This window comes from Rudaea sp. (genome assembly GCF_047601565.1).
Classification (GTDB): domain Bacteria; phylum Pseudomonadota; class Gammaproteobacteria; order Xanthomonadales; family Rhodanobacteraceae; genus Rudaea.
This window is the reverse complement of record NZ_JASGIY010000001.1, coordinates 1,459,406-1,475,839: the sequence shown is the minus strand read 5'-3', so window position 1 is coordinate 1,475,839 and position 16,434 is coordinate 1,459,406. Positions and strand designations below refer to the sequence as shown.

The window sequence follows — 16,434 nt, the reverse complement described above, 5'->3', positions numbered from 1 at the left end:
GGTTGAAATGCAACGCAATGGCAAGCAGCAGGCAGGGTTGACGATGCAGCGGATCATTTCAGGTTTTCGTCGAGGATCTTGGGGGTGACGAAGATCAGCAGTTCCGCCTTCTGGTTCGACTTCTGGACGTTGCGGAAGAACGCGCCGATGCCAGGTAGATCGCCGAGGAACGGTACCTTGGTCACGCTGTCGTTCTTGTCGAATTCGTAGACGCCGCCGAGCACGACGGTCTGGCCGTTGTCGACCAGCACCGAAGTGGTCATCTCGCGCTTGTCGATGATCGGATACGAGCCGGTCGCGTTCGTGTAGTAGCTGTTGAGCGCGTCCTTCTTCACGTCGAGGTTGAGGAACACGCGGCCGTCGGCGGTGATCGTCGGCGTGACCTTGAGGCCGAGCACGGCATCCTTGAACGCCACGGTCGGCAACGCGTTGCCGCCGGTCGAGGTGATCGTCGAATACGGGATTTCCTGGCCCTGGGTGATGTTTGCTTCCTGCTGGTTTGCGGTGACGATGCGCGGGCTCGAGATCAATTCGCTGCGGCCTTCGGTCTGACCCGCGGACAGCTCGAGGTCGAGCAGGACATTGGCGCCGAGCACGGACAGGCCGATGCTGCCGGCGCTCGTCGTCGACGTGGGCAGGCTGACGTTGAGGCGATCGCCGAGGGCCGTGGTTCCCGACGTGCTGCTGCCGGTCACGCCGGGCGGCAATATCGTCGAACCCCCGCTCAGACGATTGGCGAGCACCTGGTCCACCATGTACTCCGAACCGGCGATGTTGCCGGCCGTGGTCACCGTGCTGTTGCCGACGTTGGCCACGCCGCTGATGCCGAACTTGGCGCCGAGCTCGCGTGAGAAGTTGTCGGTCGCGACGACGATGCGCGCTTCGATCAGCACCTGCTGCACGGGCTTGTCGAGCCGGGCGACGAGCTCGCGGAGGCTGCGCACTTTTTCGGGCGTGTCGACCACGAGCAGGGTGTTGGTGCGCTCGTCCGCGGACACGCGGCCGCGCTCGGAAAGAAAGCCGCTCGCGACCGCCGCCGTGGTGCCGCCACCGCCGCCCTGGTTGCCCTGCTTGGACTTCTGCGTGAGCAGGTCGGCGATGTCCTTGGCCTTGCCGTAGCTGATCGGGATGTATTCGGTGACCGTCTCGCTGACCTGTTCGAGCTTGAGCTTGGCGTCGGCGATCGCCTGTTCGCGGTCGGCGATCTCTTTCTGCGGCGCGACCCAGATGACGTTGCCGTTCCTGCGTTTGTCGAGGCCCTTGGCCTGCAACACGATGTCGAGCGCCTGGTCCCAGGGCACGTTGTTGAGGCGCAGGGTGACGTTGCCGGTGACGCTGTCGGCGACGACGATGTTGAGTTCGGACATCTGCGCGATCAGTTGCAGCACGGCGCGCGTGGGGATGTCCTGGAAGTCGAAGGTGACGCGGCTGCCCGAGTAGACCGGCGGCGCATTCGGGTCTTTCTTCTCTTTTTCCTTCGCCGGCGCGACTTCGACCACGTACTGGTTGCCGGTCTGGTAGGCGAGTTGCTCGAACGGCGGCTTGGCCGTGATTTCCATGTGCGCGCCGGAACCGTGGCTGCGCGTTTCGACGAACTGCACGGGCGTGGCGAAATCGAGCACGTCGAGGCGTTGCGCGAGCTGCGTCGGCAGGCGCGCGTTGGAGATGTCGAGCAGGATCCTGTCGCCTTGGCGCTTCAAGTCGGCGCTCGAGCCTTCGCCCGAGAAGCTGATGAGGACGCGGCCTTCGCCGTTCTTGCCGCGGTGGAAATCGATGTTCGAGATTTCCTGCGTCGTCGCGCCCACGCTCTTGGTCGGGTCGCCGGCCGCGATCGCTGCGGTGGTGGCGGCCGCGTTGCCGTTGTTGACGACGAGGATGAAATTGTTGCCGTCGGCGCGCGTCTCGTAGCTCGACGCGCGGTAGAGGTCGACGACCACACGCGTGCGCCCGGCCGCTTCGGCGATGTTGATGGCGCTGGTCGCGCCGCTGCCGACTTCGATGTGGCGGTCCTTCACCGCGGAACGCGTGTCGGGAATGTCGAGCGCGATGCGCGGCGGCGTTTCGGTCGTGAACGCCCGCGCGCCCGGTACCGGGGCCGCGAACTTGAGCGTGACCTGCACGCGGCCGCCGGCCAGCGGTGCGTAGCCCACGTCCTGCAGCACGTTTTCGGCATGCGCTGCCTGCGCGGTGACGAACGAGGCAAGCAGCACGCCGAGCGCCACGCCGAATCGTTGCGCGGCAGTTCGCCGGATTGCGCCCGCTATGGTCCACTTCATGGTCTTCCCCGATCCGATGTTCGTTTCGCCAAACACTCGCCGCGCTTGATCAGCCGGCGTCTTCATTTCGCACCGATTTCGATCGCGGCGGGCCGCTCCAGCCAGCCACCGTTGCCGTTGGTGACCAATTCGACCAGATCGATCCTGTCCTCGCTGATCGCCTTGATCTTGCCGTTGTTCTGGCCGAGATGGTCGCCGGGCTTGACGCGCGAGACCGTTCCTTCCGGATCGCGGATCAACCCGAGCATGCCCGGTCCGGCGCCGATCGTGCCGACCATCTTCAGGCTGTCGAGCGCGAACTCCTCGAGCTTTTCCTTCGGATGCGGATCGGGCAAAGCGGTCTGCTCCGCCTCCTCGGCCTTCTGCTCGGCCAGACTGGGCGCGAACGGATCGCGCTGGCCCTGGGCCTGGTATACGAATGTCTCGAACGTCTTCAGCACGGGCAGCGGCGGCAGCGGCCCGCCCGGCAGGCTTTTTTCGTCGGCCACCCACTTGCGCAGGTCGGCATCGCCTTTCATGCAGCCGCCGAGCAGGAGCAGGGCGACGACGAGAGCGCAACGCAGCGACACGGAATTCATGGTTTGCCCGCCTTTGCCGCGGGCGCGCCCGGCTTTTTCGGCGCGGCCGCTTCGGCTTCGTCCTCGTCGACGTAGCGGTAGGTCTTGACCGTGCCCTCGAGCGTGAGTTGCCCCGGCGCCGCGGCCGCGCCCTTGCCGGCGGCCTGTTGCGTGGTCGGCTTCAGCGACACGTCGTGCATGGTCAGGATCACCACGCGCGGCAGCGAGGCGACGTTGCTGATGAACGTGCCGAACTGGTGGTAGCTGCCGAGCATGCGCAACGCGATGGGTTTTTCCGCATAGAACCCTTCCTTGATCGTCTCCTGACCCGGTTCGAACAATTGCGTTTCCAGCCCCGCCGACAGCGCCGCCTGCGAGACGTCCACGAGCAGTTCCGGCATCTCCGTCTTGCCCGGCAACTGGCGCAGCAACTGGCGCAGGATCTCGCGCATGTCGTCGAGCTGGGCCTTGAGCTTCTCGAGGTTGACGACCTTGAGCTGCTTGTCGTGGAAATCCTTCTTGAGGTCGATTTCCTGTTTCTGCTTCTGTTGCAGCGTGCCCGACTGGTCGCTGATCGACCACCACCAGCCGACGAACAGCAGCAGTGCGAACAGCAGGCCGCAGGCCGTGTACTTGACGCCGTCGGGCCACGCGCCGGGATTGTTGCGGTCGAGGTTGCGCAAGTCCGAAAAATTCATGGCGCTTTCCCTGCGGCGGTGGCCGGCTTGGGCGCGGACGGCGGCGCGGCGGGTTTCGCCGGCGCGTTGCCTGGCGCAGCGTCGCCTTCGGGCTGGTCGGGCGAACGCAGCTTGACGGTGAGGGCGAATTCGTAGCGATTGCGCTTGTCGGTGCCCTTGATCTCGGTTTTCTGCAGGTCGGAGCGCTGCATCCACTTGGATGCGTCGAGGTTGCGCATGTAGCTCGCCACGTCGCCGTTGGCCTGCGCCACGCCCTGCAACGCGAGCTGGTTGCCGGTCTGCTTGACGGCATTCAGGCGCACGCCGTCGGGAACGGTCCGGACCAGTTCGTCGAACAGGTGCACCATCTGCGAACGGCTGGCCTGCAGCTGCTCGATGATCTGCTTGCGCGCGAGCAGCTTGGCCTTGGTGGTTTCCAGATCCTTGATCTCGGTGAGCTTGCCTTCGAGCTGCTTGATCTCGCCGCGCAGATAGGTGTTGCGGCTTTCCTGGTCGTTGATGCGCGCATCCATCCACCATCCCCAGGCGAGCCAGGCGAGCACGGCGGACACCGCCGCGGCCCCGAGCATCGCGTAGAAGTCCCGTTCACGCTGGCGCCGTCGCTCGGCGCGCCACGGCAGAAGGTTGATCGTGGCCATCAGTCGAAACTCCGCAGGGCCAGCCCGGCGGCGATCATCAGCGTCGGCGCATCCTGCCGCAACGCGCCGGCCTGCGCCTGCACGCGCGCCGACAGCGCCATGTTCGCAAGCGGATTGGCGATGATGCACGGTATGCCGAGCTGGTGCAGGATCTTCGCGCCGATGTCCGGCACCAGCGCGCAACCGCCGGCAAGCACGATCTGGTCGACGCGGCTGTAATCGCTGCCGGCATAGAAGAATTGCAGCAGGCGGCTGATCTGCTGCACGATCGCCTCCTTGAACGGCTCCAGCACTTCGACTTCGTACGACTCGGGCAGGCCGCCCTGGCGTTTGGCGATGCCGGCTTCGTCGTACGACAGACCGTAGCGGCGCATGATTTCCTCGGTGAGCTGCTTGCCGCCGAACACCTGTTCGCGCGAATAGATCGTGCGCTGGTTCTTCAGCACGATCAGCGTGGTCATCGTTGCGCCGATGTCGACGATGGCGACGATCGCATCGACCGGCACGGTGAACTGATCGGCGATCAGCCTGCACGCGTTCTCCATCGCGAAGGCCTCGACGTCGACGACCTTCGCGGTGAGTCCGGCGACTTCGAGCGCGGAGACGCGCAAGTCGACGTTTTCGGTGCGCGATGCGGCGATCAGCACGTTGACGTTGTCGGGCGCGTCCTTGGCCGGCCCGAGCACTTCGAAATCGAGGCTGACTTCCTCGATCGGATACGGAATGTATTGGTTCGCCTCGATCTGGATCTGTTCTTCGAGCGCATCTTCGCCGAGACCGGCCGGCATCGAGATGACCTTGGTGATGACCGAGGAACCGGCGACCGCGGAAGCGGCAAGCTTGGTCTTGGTTCCGGAACGCGCAAGCGCGCGTCGCAGCGCCTCGCCGACCGGTTCGACCGCGACGATGTTCTTCTCGACGACGGAGTTCGGCGGCAGCGGTTCGACTGCGTAGTGTTCGATGCGGTAACGCCCGCCGGACCGGCTCAGCTGCAGCAGTTTCACCGCAGACGAACTGATGTCCACACCGAGCAGCGCAGTCGACTTGGTTTGAAAAAAGTTCAACCCATACCCCCCAACGCAAAATCGTTTTGGAAACAATGCGTCCGCAGCGACCATTAAACCCGACTGTTAAATTTTTGGCAATGGGAGAATTTGCGGAACGAACAGACAGTTTTGGAAAATTTTTAGCGACCCGTTTGGCGTTTTTGCCCGAAAGCCGCCACGAACGGGACCCGAGCCTGCCGCGGCGCAGCCAGACTTTGCGCTATCGACCGCCCGGGTGCCCGCATATAATGGGTCTCGCTTCCGCCTGCGGGGCCACCCGGCAACCCATTCATGCGTTTTTTCCGTCGTCTGCTCCGCTACGCCCTGATCTTCGGCGTCGTCTGCATCGTGCTCGCGGGCATCGGCATCGGCGTGGTCTACTGGCTCGTCGTGCCGCGCCTGCCATCGGTCGAATCGTTGCGCGACGTGTCCTTGCAAGTGCCGCTGCGCATCTACAGCGCGGACAACAAGCTCATCGCCACCTATGGCGAAACGCGCCGCATCCCGATCAAAATCGAGCAGGTGCCCGCGCAAGTGAAGAACGCCTTCCTCGCCGCGGAGGACGCGAATTTCTACAACCATTCCGGCATCGACTGGCAAGGCACGATGCGCGCGATCGGGCTCGTGATCTCCCGCCGCAGCCTGCACGTGCCCGGCGGCAGCACGATCACGCAGCAGGTCGCGCGCGACTTTTTCCTTTCCTCCGACGTCAACCTCTCGCGCAAGGCGACCGAGATCCTGCTTTCGTTCAAGATCGAGAACACGCTGACCAAGGACCAGATCTTCGAGCTGTACCTCAACAAGATCTTCCTCGGCAACCGCGCCTACGGCGTCGCCGCGGCGGCCGAATTCTACTACGGCAAGACGCTGGACCAGCTCGACCTCGCCGAGTGCGGGATGCTCGCCTCGCTGCCGAAGTTTCCCTCGACCGGCAATCCGCTCAACAACCGCGCGCGCGCACTCGAACGCCGCCGCTACGTGCTCCAGCGCATGCTCGAGAACGGCTTCATCGACGAAGCCCAGCTCAAGCAGGCCGATGCCGAACCCGAGCGCGCCTTCGCCCACGAGCCGCCGATCGAAATCGAGGCGCCCTGGGTCGCCGAACTCGTGCGCCAGGAGGCGATCCAGCGCCTCGGCAACAACGCGCTGACCGATGCCTACACGATCCGCACGACGATCGACTCGCGCGAGCAGACCGCGGCCAACGAGGCCGTGCGCGCCGGCCTGATCGCCTACGACCATCGCCACGGCTGGCGCGGTCCCGAAGCGCACGTGGAACTCTCGAGCGATGCGAGCGACGCCGACCTGGACAAGAAGCTCGACGTGTTCCACACGACGTTCGGCCTCGTCCCCGCGATCGTCACGCAGAGTTCGGAGAAAGAAGCGCGCCTGCATCTCAACGACGGCCGGGCCGTCGTGCTCGGCCTCGACGACATCGCCTGGGCGCGCCGCTACCAGGACGAAACCAGCCGCGGTCCGACGCCGAAGCGCGTCGACGCGGCGCTGAAACCCGGCGACATCGTGCGCGTCGCGCAATATACCGATCCGAAGAAGGCCGGCCGCTGGCAACTCGCGCAGATTCCCGCCGTGCAGGGCGCGTTCGTCGCGCTCGATCCCGAGGATGGCGCCGTGCGCGCCGAGGTCGGCGGTTTCTCGTTCGCACGATCGAAGTTCAATCGCGCCGTGCAGTCCGCGCGCAATCCGGGCTCGAGCTTCAAGCCGCTGTTCTACGCGGCGGCGTTCGAGCACGGCTTCACGCCGGCCTCGATCGTCAACGACGCACCGGTCGTGTTCCCCGATCCGTCCAAGCCGAACGGCCAGTGGACGCCGAAGAACGACGACGACTCGTTCGCAGGCCCCATGCGTCTGCGCGAAGCGATGGCGCAGTCGAAGAACCTCGTCTCGGTGCGCCTGCTCGACGCGATCGGCGTGCGCTACGCGCGCGAGTTCGTCACCCGCTTCGGACTCACGCTGGAACAGGTGCCGCCGAACCTGTCGATGGCGCTGGGCACCGCTTCGGTGTCGCCGATGAACATGGCGCGCGCCTATGCGGTGATCGCCAACGGCGGCTATCTCGTCGATCCGTATTTCATCGACGCGATCTACGACCGCGACGGCAAGGAAGTCTTCAAGGCGCAGCCCGCGCAGGTCTGCGCGCAATGCCCCGGGCGCGCGCAGGACGACGGCGTGCGCAGCGCCGCGGCACCGGCCACGCGCACCGTGGTCGACAACAACGGCGTGACGACCGTGCCGCTTTCGCCGATAGACAATGCGCAGGCCGCAACGGAAACCGCCAACAAACTCGCCCCGCGCGTGCTCGACGCACGCACCGCTTACCTGATCGGCTCACTGCTGCGCGACGTGATCCGGCGCGGCACCGGCAGCGGCGCGATGGTGCTCAAGCGCAACGACCTGTTCGGCAAGACCGGCTCGACCAACGACCATCGCGACGGCTGGTTCATCGGCTACAACGCCGACCTCGTCGCCGCGGCCTGGATGGGCTTCGACGATTTCAGTTCGATGGGCCACATCGAATTCGGCGCGCAGACCGCACTGCCGATCTGGATCGACTTCATGCGCGCCGCACTCGACGGCGTGCCGGAGAAACCGTTCGACATGCCGCCCGGCATCAGTACCGCGCAAATCGATCCCGAATCGGGGCTGCTGGCGGCGCCCGGCGCGGAGCGCACGATCTCCGAGGTGTTCCGCACCGAGGACTTGACGCGCATCGCCAACAGCCCGAACCAGCCGACCGAAGCCGAGAAGAAGGTGCAGCAGGAAGCCTACGGGATTTTCTGATGGGCGCGCGCCGTACCGATCCGCTGCGCGCACGCATCGCGTTCGAGGCCGCGCGCCTGATCAGCGAGTCCGGCATGCGCGACTACGCGCAAGCCAAGCGCAAGGCCGCAGCGCAACTCGGCGTTGCCACGCAATCCGTACTGCCGGACAACGCCGAAATCGAAGACGCGCTGCGCGAATACCAGCGCCTGTTCCACGCCGGGGACCAGCCGCGGCGGCTGCGCGCGCTGCGCGAGGCCGCGTTCGAGGCGATGCGTTTCTTCGCCGCATTCGAACCGCGTCTGGTCGGCGCCGTACTCGACGGCACCGCCGACGCGCATTCGGCGGTCTGCCTGCACCTGTTCAGCGACGATCCCGACGCGCCCGCGCGCCATCTCGACGAACACGGCATCGACTACGAAAGCGCATCGCGACGCCTGCGTTTCGACAAGGACGCCGAGGCGGATTTTCCGGTGCTGCGATTCGCCGCGGACGATGTCGCGATCGACGCGACGGTCTTTCCCTACGATGGGTTGCGCCAGGCTCCGCTCGACCGCATCGACGGCAGGCCGATGCAGCGTGCCGCGGCAGCCGCGCTCGAGAAACTCTGCGGGGAAAGCCCGCTCACGTAAGGGCGCGGCGAGCCGCACCCCGCGTTCATCGGCAGCCTGCGGCTGCGCGAACGCCGAATCCCGCTCTCAACGCTTGTCGACGGGCACGAAATCGCGCGTCGTCGCACCGGTGTAGATTCTGGCGCGGACGGCCGATCTTGGTGTCCTTGTCGGTGTGCTGCTCGAGCCAGTGCGCGACCCAGCCCGCGGTGCGCGCGATCGCGAACATCACAGTGAACATCTCGGTCGGGATCTTCAGCGCCTTGTAGATGATGCCCGAGTAGAAATCGACGTTCGGATAGAGCTTGCGCTCGACGAAGTACGGATCCTTGAGCGCGACCTCCTCGAGCTTCATCGCCACGTCGAGCAGCGGATCGTCGACGCCGAGGTCGGCCAGCACCTTGTAGCACATCTCGCGGATGATCGTCGCGCGCGGGTCGAAGTTCTTGTAGACGCGGTGGCCGAAGCCCATCAAGCGGAAGCCGGAGTTCTTGTCCTTGGCCTTCTCGACCGCCTTCGAGACGTTGTCCGCAGTGCCGATCTCGCCGAGCATCTTGAGCACGGCCTCGTTCGCGCCGCCATGGGCCGGGCCCCACAGCGCGGCGATGCCGGCGGCGACGCAGGCGTACGGATTCGCGCCGGTCGAGCCGACCAGGCGCACGGTCGAGGTCGACGCGTTCTGCTCGTGGTCGGCGTGCAGGATGAACAGCAGGTCGAGCGCCTTGGCCGCGACCGGCGAGAGCTGCAGCGGCTCGCTCGGCACCTCGAACATCATGTGCAGGAAGCGGGTCACGTATTCGAGGTTGTTGCGCGGATAGCGCAGCGGCCAGTCGATCGAGAAGCGGTACGCGGCCGCGGCCAGCGTCGGCATCTTCGCGATCAGGCGGATCGCGGCGAGGCGGCGCTGCTCGGGATCGTTGATGTCGAGCGTGTCGTGGTAGAACGCCGACAGCGTCGCGACCGAGCCGCACAGCATCGCCATCGGATGCGCGTCGTAGCGGAAGCCGCTCAGGTAGTGGCGCAGCGACTCGTGCATCATCGTGTGATGCGTCACCTCGTCGTCGAACTCGACGAACTGCGCCGACGTCGGCAGTTCGCCGTTGATCAGGAGATACGCGACTTCGAGGAAGTTCGACTGCTTGGCGAGCTGCTCGATCGGATAGCCTCGGTACAGAAGTATCCCCTTGTCGCCGTCGATGAAGGTGATCGCGCTGCGCGTGGAGGCGGTCGAGACGAAGCCCGGGTCGAAAGTGAAATAGCCCGTGTCCTTGTTGAGCTTGGCGATGTCCAGCGCCGGATCGCCCAGAGTACCGGTGACGACCGGCAAGCTTGCGGTTTTGCTGGTTGCGGAATCGGTCAACTGCACGATGTGATCGGCCACGGAAAGGCTCCTGTCTTCGAATTGGAAGGCGGCCCGCACGGATCGCCGGGACGGGCATGCGTTGCGGGAGCGGGCCCGCCGTGCTGCACCGCACGATGAACAGAGAATATCACACGGGCGTTCGAATCCGGGCGACAAAAGACCCTGCCTGACGCGACCGCACGCATCGGACACGGGGATTGCGCCGACCGGCGCCGCGCATACGCAAAAAGCCGGCGCGAGGCCGGCTTCGTTCGAATCTGCGAGGTGGCGGGTTGCCCGGCGGGGCGGGTACCGCGCCGGAATCAGGCCTTCGCTGCGCCGTAGCGCTTGCGGAACTTGTCCACGCGGCCGCCGGAATCGACGATCTTGTGCTTGCCCGTATAGAACGGATGCGAGGCGCTGGAGATTTCGATCTTGACGACCGGGTATTCCTGGCCGTCTTCCCACTTGATCTTGTCCTTGCTCGTCATCGTCGACCGCGTGAGGATCGCGAAATTGGACGAGACATCCTGGAAGACCACGGGTTTGTATTCGGGATGGATGTCAGCTTTCATGATTCTGGCTCTGCGCAGATGGGGCCGCGACTGGAAAAGAGAGGAATTGTAGCCCGCATTCCGGTTGCGGTGCAATACCGGGTCGCTGCGGCCGTTCCGGTCCCGGCCGCGTCCGGGAACCGGCGATCGATGCGGAAGTCCCACCCACAGACGGCATAATGGCTCGTTACCGCCGCTGCCCCTGCGCCGTTCACCGCCTTCGACCGCCCTGCCCGATGCCTTGCCCATTCCGATCCCTCTTTTGTCGATTCGCCGCACTGCTCGTCGTTGCGCTCGTTCTACCGTTGCCTGCGGCGGCTGCGAACCCGAATTCCCGCAACGCGCCGGCCGCCGAATTGCCGCCCACGCTCGACGGCGCGATCGAAAAGGCGCTCGCCGCACTGCCGCGCTCGCGCGACCTCGATGCCGACCAGCGCAAGCGCGCCGAGGAACTGTTGCACGACGCGCAGGGTGACGACCAGGCGGCGAGCGATGCCGTCGCGCAGCGCCAGCGATTTCTCGACGAGGCGGCGAAAGCGACCCCCGCCGATACCGCGCCGCAGCTACCGGGCGGCGACGCCGGGCAAAGCTTCGCCGACTGGCGCGCGAAGCTGCCGAACGACGAGGATGGCGCCCAGCTCTCCAACCTGCTCGAAATCGAGCGCAGCCAGCTCGGCGCGGCGCAGGCGTCGTTGCGCGAACTCGAAGGCGTCCTCGAGAAGCAGACCCAGCGTCCCGACGCGCTGCGCGACGAACTCGCCGCCGCGCGCGCGGAGCCGCCGCCGAATCCACCCGCGGCCGACGCGCCGCGCACGCTCGCGGCGGCGATGCGCCTGCGCGCGCAGGCGGCCGACCGGCTGCAGCGCTGCCGTGTCGCGGCGCTCGAAACCGAGCAGCGCACGTATGAGGCGCGCGTGCGCAACCTGTTCGCGCAACGCAGCGCCGCGCGCCGCGACATCGACGAGCACGGCCAGCGCGTGCAATGGCTGGAGAACATGGTGCTCGACCGCTACACGAGCAAGGTCAGCGATCTCGTCACCCGGCTCGCAGCCGAACGCGACCGGTTCGCGGCCGAACCGTCGGCACCGGTGTTGCGCGAAGCGGCCGCCGGCAATCTCGCGCTCGGCCAGGATCTGGTCGCCACGATCAAACGCAATGCGAGCCTGCACGACCTGCAGCGCGCCTGGGCGAGCGAGCGCAACGACACCGAACAGGCGGCGAAGAACACCAAGGCGCGCCTGGATCTCGGCGGCGTCAGCGAGGAGGTGGCGGCACTGCTGCTTGCCGAACGGCGCCGGCTCAGGCCGGCGAGCGCGCTCGACCGCGACCTCAAGGACATCCGCAATGAACTCGTGCAGGGCAAGCTCGCGCTGATCGACCTGCGCGAACGCCAGGACGTTCTGGAAAACATGGACGGGGCGATCGCCGCGGAACTCGCGCACGCCGGCCAGCCGCCGGCCATCAGCGGCCCGCTGCACGACGGACTCGAACGCCTGCTCGCGACGCGCAGCGACCTGTACACGCGCCTCGCCGCGGCAAAAACTCGGCAGGTCTCGGTCGCCGAAGACGCCGAGCAGCAGCTCGGCGGCCTGATCGCGAGCACGAATGCGCTCAACGACATGCTCGATTCCAACCTGATCGCGATCCCGAGCGACACGCCGATCGACGCGGCCTGGTTCGGCGAACTGGCGCAGGCGCTGCGCGGCCTCGTCCATCCCAAACAGGCGGCGCAAATCGCCGGCGTCGCCGCGACCCTGCGCGCGAACCGCGCGCTGTCGGCGACCGCGCTGCTGATGCTCGCCGCCGCCGCCTACGCACGCCGGCGCGTGCCCGCGGAGTTCGAACGCATCGCCGCGCCGCTGCGGCGCATCCACACCGACCGCTTCCGCTATACGACCTGGGCACTCGCGCTGACCGCACTCGCCGCGGCGCCGGTCGCGCTGTTCTGGGCGATCCTCGCGCGCCTGTTCCTGCACGTCACCCACGGCGATCCGCTCGAAGGCTCGCTCGGCCTCGCCACGGGCAGCATCGCGCTGCCGTGGTTCGTGCTCGCCTTCCTGCACTGGCTCAACCGCGAGGATGGCCTCGCCCACGCGCATTTCCGCTGGCTGCGCGCGCGCCGCGTGTCGCTGCGCCGCGCGGTGCCGTGGATCGCGCTGGCCGTGCTCGTGCCGACCTTCATCCACAACGGGCTGCGCGAGATCAGCGGCGACGAGATCGACGCCACGATCGGCCGCGCGCTGTTCATCCTCGGCACGCTGGGACTGGCCGCGATCGCCTGGCGCCTGCTCGGCCCGGGACGCATCTGGAGCCAGCGCGCCGCCAAGCTCGACGACGAACCCGTGCGCCTGCGCCAGTTCGCGCGTTTCGGCTTCACGGCGGCCTTCGTCGCGCTCGCCGCACTCGCGGCGGCCGGCTACTTCTTCACCGCGCTGCTGCTCGCCGAGCACTTGCTGCTGTCGCTGATCGCGATTCTCGCCGTCGGCGTGATCCACGGCCTCGCCGTGCGCTGGCTCACGCTCGGCGAGCGCCGTCTCGCGCTCAAGCGCGCCGAGGACCGCCAGCGCGCGGAGCTCGACTCGGTCGGTCCGCCCGTGGAAGGCGAAGCCCTGCCCGACGTCGAAGCCGAGGAAATGGCGCTGACCGATCTCGGCGCGCAGACACGCACGGTGCTGCGCCTGGCCACGCTGCTGCTGCTCGCCGCAAGCCTGCTCGTGATCTGGTCGGACATCGCGCCGGCACTGAGCTTCCTCGACCGCATCACGGTGTGGAAATCCGGCGCGCTCGACGCCGCCGGCAAGCCGGTCGCCCTCAACGTCACCTTGCGCCACGTGCTCGAATCGGCACTGCTGCTCGCGACCACCTTCGTCGCCACGCGCAACCTGCCCGGCCTGCTCGAGATCGGCGTGCTGCGCCGGATCAACCTCGACGCGCCGACGCGCTACGCGATCGTCAGCATCGTGCGTTATCTCATCGTCATCGTCGGCGTGCTCGTCGGCCTGGGCCTGCTCGGCCTGCAATGGTCGAACCTGCAATGGCTCGCGGCCGGCCTCACCGTCGGCCTCGGCTTCGGCCTGCAGGAAATCTTCGCCAACTTCATCTCCGGCCTCATCGTGCTGTTCGAGCGGCCGGCGCGCATCGGCGACATCATCTCGATCGACGGCATCGAAGGCACCGTCATGCGCATCCGCACGCGCGCGACGACGATCCTCGACTGGGACAACAAGGAAGTCATCGTGCCGAACAAGGCCTTCATCACCGAGCGCCTGGTCAACTGGACCCTGAGCGACACGACCACGCGCATCGTCATCAAGGTCGGCGTCGCCTACCGCAACGATCCGCGCCTCGCGCAGAAGCTGCTGTTGCAGGTCGCGGGCGAACATGCGCTCGTGCTCAAGGACCCGGCGCCGTCCGCATGGATGACCGGCTTCGGCGATTCCACCCAGGATTTCGAGCTGCGCTTCTGCGTCGCCGAGATCGGCCAGCGCAACCTCGTGCGCAACGAATTGCAGATGCGCATCGCCGAGGCGTTCCGCGAACACGACGTCGAAATCGCCTACCCGACGCGCGATGTCTGGTTTCGCAATGCGCTCGAGACGAATGCCGCAGGTCAGGCCGCGCCGACGGCCGCGGCGAGCAGCGACTCGAAGCGCGACTGATCGACGTCGAGCACGATGTCGGCGTTGGCCGGCCGGCCAAGGCGATCCTGCCAGTCGACGACGGTGGCGCCGCGTGTGAGCGCGCCGCCGAGTTCGACGCCGACGTGATGCGCCTCGGCGCGCAGGACGATGTCGGGCTCGAGCGCGACCGCCATCGCCAGCGCGTCGGCGATCAACAGCTTCGGCCGGCCGCGTTCGCGCGACCAGGCGCGCGTCTTCGCGGTGATCGAATCGTAGAACTTCGCGCGCGCGTCGCCCTTCGCGAGCATCGCCTCGAAGCGGGCGAAATCGAGGCCGTGGCGCATCGTCGCTTCCCAGTCGACCAGGGTGAAGCGCGGCCAATGCGAGAACACGACGTGCGCGGCCTCGGGATCGAAGCCGACATTGAACTCCGCCGGCACCGTGCCGTAATTGCCGCGACCGTTCACCGCGCCGCCCATGACGACGAGCCGCGCCACGCGCAGCGGCAGGTCCGGATCGAGCTTGAGCGCCAGCGCGAGATTGGTCAGCGGCGCGAGCGCGACGAGGACGAGGCTGCCCGCGTGCGCGTGCGAGGCGCGCAGGATCGCGAGCGCCGCGTGCTCGTTCTCCGCCTCGCGCGCGCTCGGCGCGTAGCCGGTGTCGCCGAAGCCGTCGCTGCCGTGCACTTCGGCCGCGTCTTCGGCCGCATGCAGGAACGGCGTCGCGCAACCGGCGTACACCGGCGTCTGCGCGCCGATCACCTCGACGAGCTTGAGCGCATTGGCGACCGTGCGTTCCAGGCCGACATTGCCCGCCGCCACCGACAGCCCGACCACCTCGGCGCGGTCGTGCGCCATCAGGATCGCCATCGCGTCGTCGACGCCGGGGTCGGTGTCGATCAGCATCGTATACTTATCCATCTTAATACTTCCTCGACGATTGCCGCTCGGATGCGAATGAGACGGCTCATACCCATGATTACGCCAACTCGCGAGACCCGATTCTACTGGGTCTGCCGGCCTGTCGACGTACAGCGGTCAAACGGGGCAAAACCGAGCTCATGCACGACGCGCAGACGCTCCAAGGCCGCCTCCGCGCCGTCGTAATGCATGTGCTGAAGCAGAGACCGATCGAGGTTCGGCCAGGTCGCGCACAGAGTCGCAGCGTCGGCGCGCGCCTCGCCGGCCAGACGTTCGGCTCGCTTCGTCATCGACGCCGCATTGACCGATGCAAACAAGGCGATCGTCCCGAGTGCAAACCGCAGCGGCAACTTGCTTGTCGTATCCCGCGTCGTCGCGGCAAGAAGACCGACCCAACCCAACCAGAACGTCGAGGAGAAACTCACATAGCGGCTGACGAACGCCTGCGATGCGCCTTCATCCGTACGCCCGAGTGCCGTCAGCACGGCACTGAACAGGCCGAACAGCATCAAGCCGACCCACGGCCAAGTCGCACGCCGATGCCCCGCCGCGACGGCCATCACGACGCCGGCAACGATCGCAAGCATTGCCAGCCATGGCGCCCAACCGGTAGCAAAACGGGCGATGCCGGAGCCGAGATAATTGAGCGCGTAGTGCGCGATGTTCCATGCTTGCGCAAGCATGCCCACCGCGTCTGCGCTGCGATGGGCGAGCAAGCCGGCATCGCCGCGCGGCGCGCAGACCGCGGCCACCGTAGCCGCGCACCAGGGGATGACGAAACCAATGCGGGCGGTCACGCCCAATTCGCTGCGCACCGCGATCGCCAGCAACGCGATCGGGGTCAGTGCCAGGGCCGTGCTGAAGCTCAGCAGCGCAAGCGTTGCGCCCACGAGTGCAACGAGGTTGTCCTTCCACGTCAACGTCGCACGGGTAAGGCTGTAGATGACCACCGCCGCACCGGACAGACACAGGAACACCGCCACCTGCCAACCCCATTGCAGATTGGTAAGATGGCCGGGATACAGGGCGAGAAAAACGATCAGCACGGCCGCCGCGCGCGTTTGGCCGTCGTCGCCGTGCAGTGTATCGCGCAACATGGCGAACACGAGCAGCGCATACAGACACAACAGCATCCAGCTCGCCAGACAGTCGAGCCAGGTCTGTCCGTGCGAAACCCACGTCGTCACGAACAGGAGCGTATAGGCGGCGGTGTGAAGGTGGCCGCCGTGGATACGGAAGAATGCCGTTCGTGCGAGGGCGCCGCTCTGCCAGCCGGCGTAGAGCGGTGCGAAATCGAGGTGATCCCAGAGCATGAACGGAATGCGCCAGACAAGCGTCGCTACGAGCAAACCCGCCGCAAGTGCCACGCCGAACAGGCGCAGGGATGAAGAAGT

The 16,434-nt window shown here is 66.5% G+C and carries 11 protein-coding genes and 1 pseudogene; 3 read left to right on the top strand and 9 right to left on the bottom strand.

Annotated elements, in window-relative coordinates:
- Positions 1-53: 53 nt before the first annotated feature.
- From pilQ to QM741_RS06300, 5 genes are all read right to left on the bottom strand, one after another.
- Positions 54-2,276 (bottom strand): type IV pilus secretin PilQ, encoded by a 2,223-nt coding sequence (gene pilQ, locus QM741_RS06320; protein WP_415206876.1) that lies wholly within the window; start codon positions 2,274-2,276, stop codon positions 54-56.
- A gap of 62 nt (positions 2,277-2,338) precedes the next feature.
- Complete coding sequence (locus tag QM741_RS06315; RefSeq protein WP_415206875.1) at positions 2,339-2,854, bottom strand: pilus assembly protein PilP; 516 nt, start codon at positions 2,852-2,854, stop codon at positions 2,339-2,341.
- Positions 2,851-3,531, bottom strand: a complete 681-nt coding sequence (locus tag QM741_RS06310) for a type 4a pilus biogenesis protein PilO (protein WP_415206874.1) — start codon at positions 3,529-3,531, stop codon at positions 2,851-2,853. The genes QM741_RS06315 and QM741_RS06310 overlap by 4 nt, the downstream gene beginning before the upstream one ends.
- On the bottom strand, positions 3,528-4,169 hold the full coding sequence (locus tag QM741_RS06305) for a PilN domain-containing protein (protein WP_415206873.1): 642 nt from the start codon (positions 4,167-4,169) through the stop codon (positions 3,528-3,530). Before QM741_RS06305 ends, QM741_RS06310 begins: the two co-directional genes overlap by 4 nt.
- On the bottom strand, positions 4,169-5,233 hold the full coding sequence (locus tag QM741_RS06300; protein ID WP_415206872.1) for a pilus assembly protein PilM: 1,065 nt from the start codon (positions 5,231-5,233) through the stop codon (positions 4,169-4,171). The genes QM741_RS06305 and QM741_RS06300 overlap by 1 nt, the downstream gene beginning before the upstream one ends.
- 273 nt (positions 5,234-5,506) lie before the next feature.
- Between QM741_RS06300 and QM741_RS06295 the strand changes: the two genes are divergently transcribed.
- The gene (locus QM741_RS06295; RefSeq protein ID WP_415206871.1) at positions 5,507-8,014 is read left to right on the top strand and encodes a penicillin-binding protein 1A; all 2,508 of its coding nucleotides are present in this window, start codon (positions 5,507-5,509) and stop codon (positions 8,012-8,014) included.
- Positions 8,014-8,625: a hypothetical protein gene (locus QM741_RS06290; RefSeq protein ID WP_415206870.1), complete on the top strand. Its 612-nt coding sequence runs from the start codon at positions 8,014-8,016 to the stop codon at positions 8,623-8,625. The genes QM741_RS06295 and QM741_RS06290 overlap by 1 nt, the downstream gene beginning before the upstream one ends.
- Before the next feature lie 66 nt (positions 8,626-8,691).
- On the opposite strand, the pseudogene QM741_RS06285 reads toward QM741_RS06290, so the two are convergent.
- Together QM741_RS06285 and QM741_RS06280 are read right to left on the bottom strand one after the other, a co-directional pair.
- Positions 8,692-9,973, bottom strand: a pseudogene (locus QM741_RS06285) (citrate synthase).
- Between the two features lie 296 nt (positions 9,974-10,269).
- Positions 10,270-10,521, bottom strand: coding sequence for a type B 50S ribosomal protein L31 (locus tag QM741_RS06280; protein ID WP_415206869.1), 252 nt, complete (start codon positions 10,519-10,521; stop codon positions 10,270-10,272).
- A 284-nt stretch (positions 10,522-10,805) separates the two neighbouring features.
- Between QM741_RS06280 and QM741_RS06275 the strand changes: the two genes are divergently transcribed.
- Entirely contained in the window at positions 10,806-14,159 is a 3,354-nt protein-coding gene (locus tag QM741_RS06275) for a mechanosensitive ion channel domain-containing protein (RefSeq protein ID WP_415206868.1), read from the top strand.
- On the opposite strand, the gene QM741_RS06270 is transcribed toward QM741_RS06275, so the two are convergent.
- Both QM741_RS06270 and QM741_RS06265 read right to left on the bottom strand, forming a co-directional pair.
- Positions 14,111-15,040 carry a nucleoside hydrolase gene (locus QM741_RS06270; RefSeq protein WP_415206867.1) on the bottom strand — a complete coding sequence of 310 codons (930 nt, stop codon included), beginning with the start codon at positions 15,038-15,040 and terminating at the stop codon, positions 14,111-14,113. The genes QM741_RS06275 and QM741_RS06270 overlap by 49 nt on opposite strands.
- Positions 15,041-15,123: 83 nt before the next feature.
- Positions 15,124-16,407, bottom strand: coding sequence for a hypothetical protein (locus QM741_RS06265; protein ID WP_415206866.1), 1,284 nt, complete (start codon positions 16,405-16,407; stop codon positions 15,124-15,126).
- Positions 16,408-16,434: the final 27 nt, after the last annotated feature.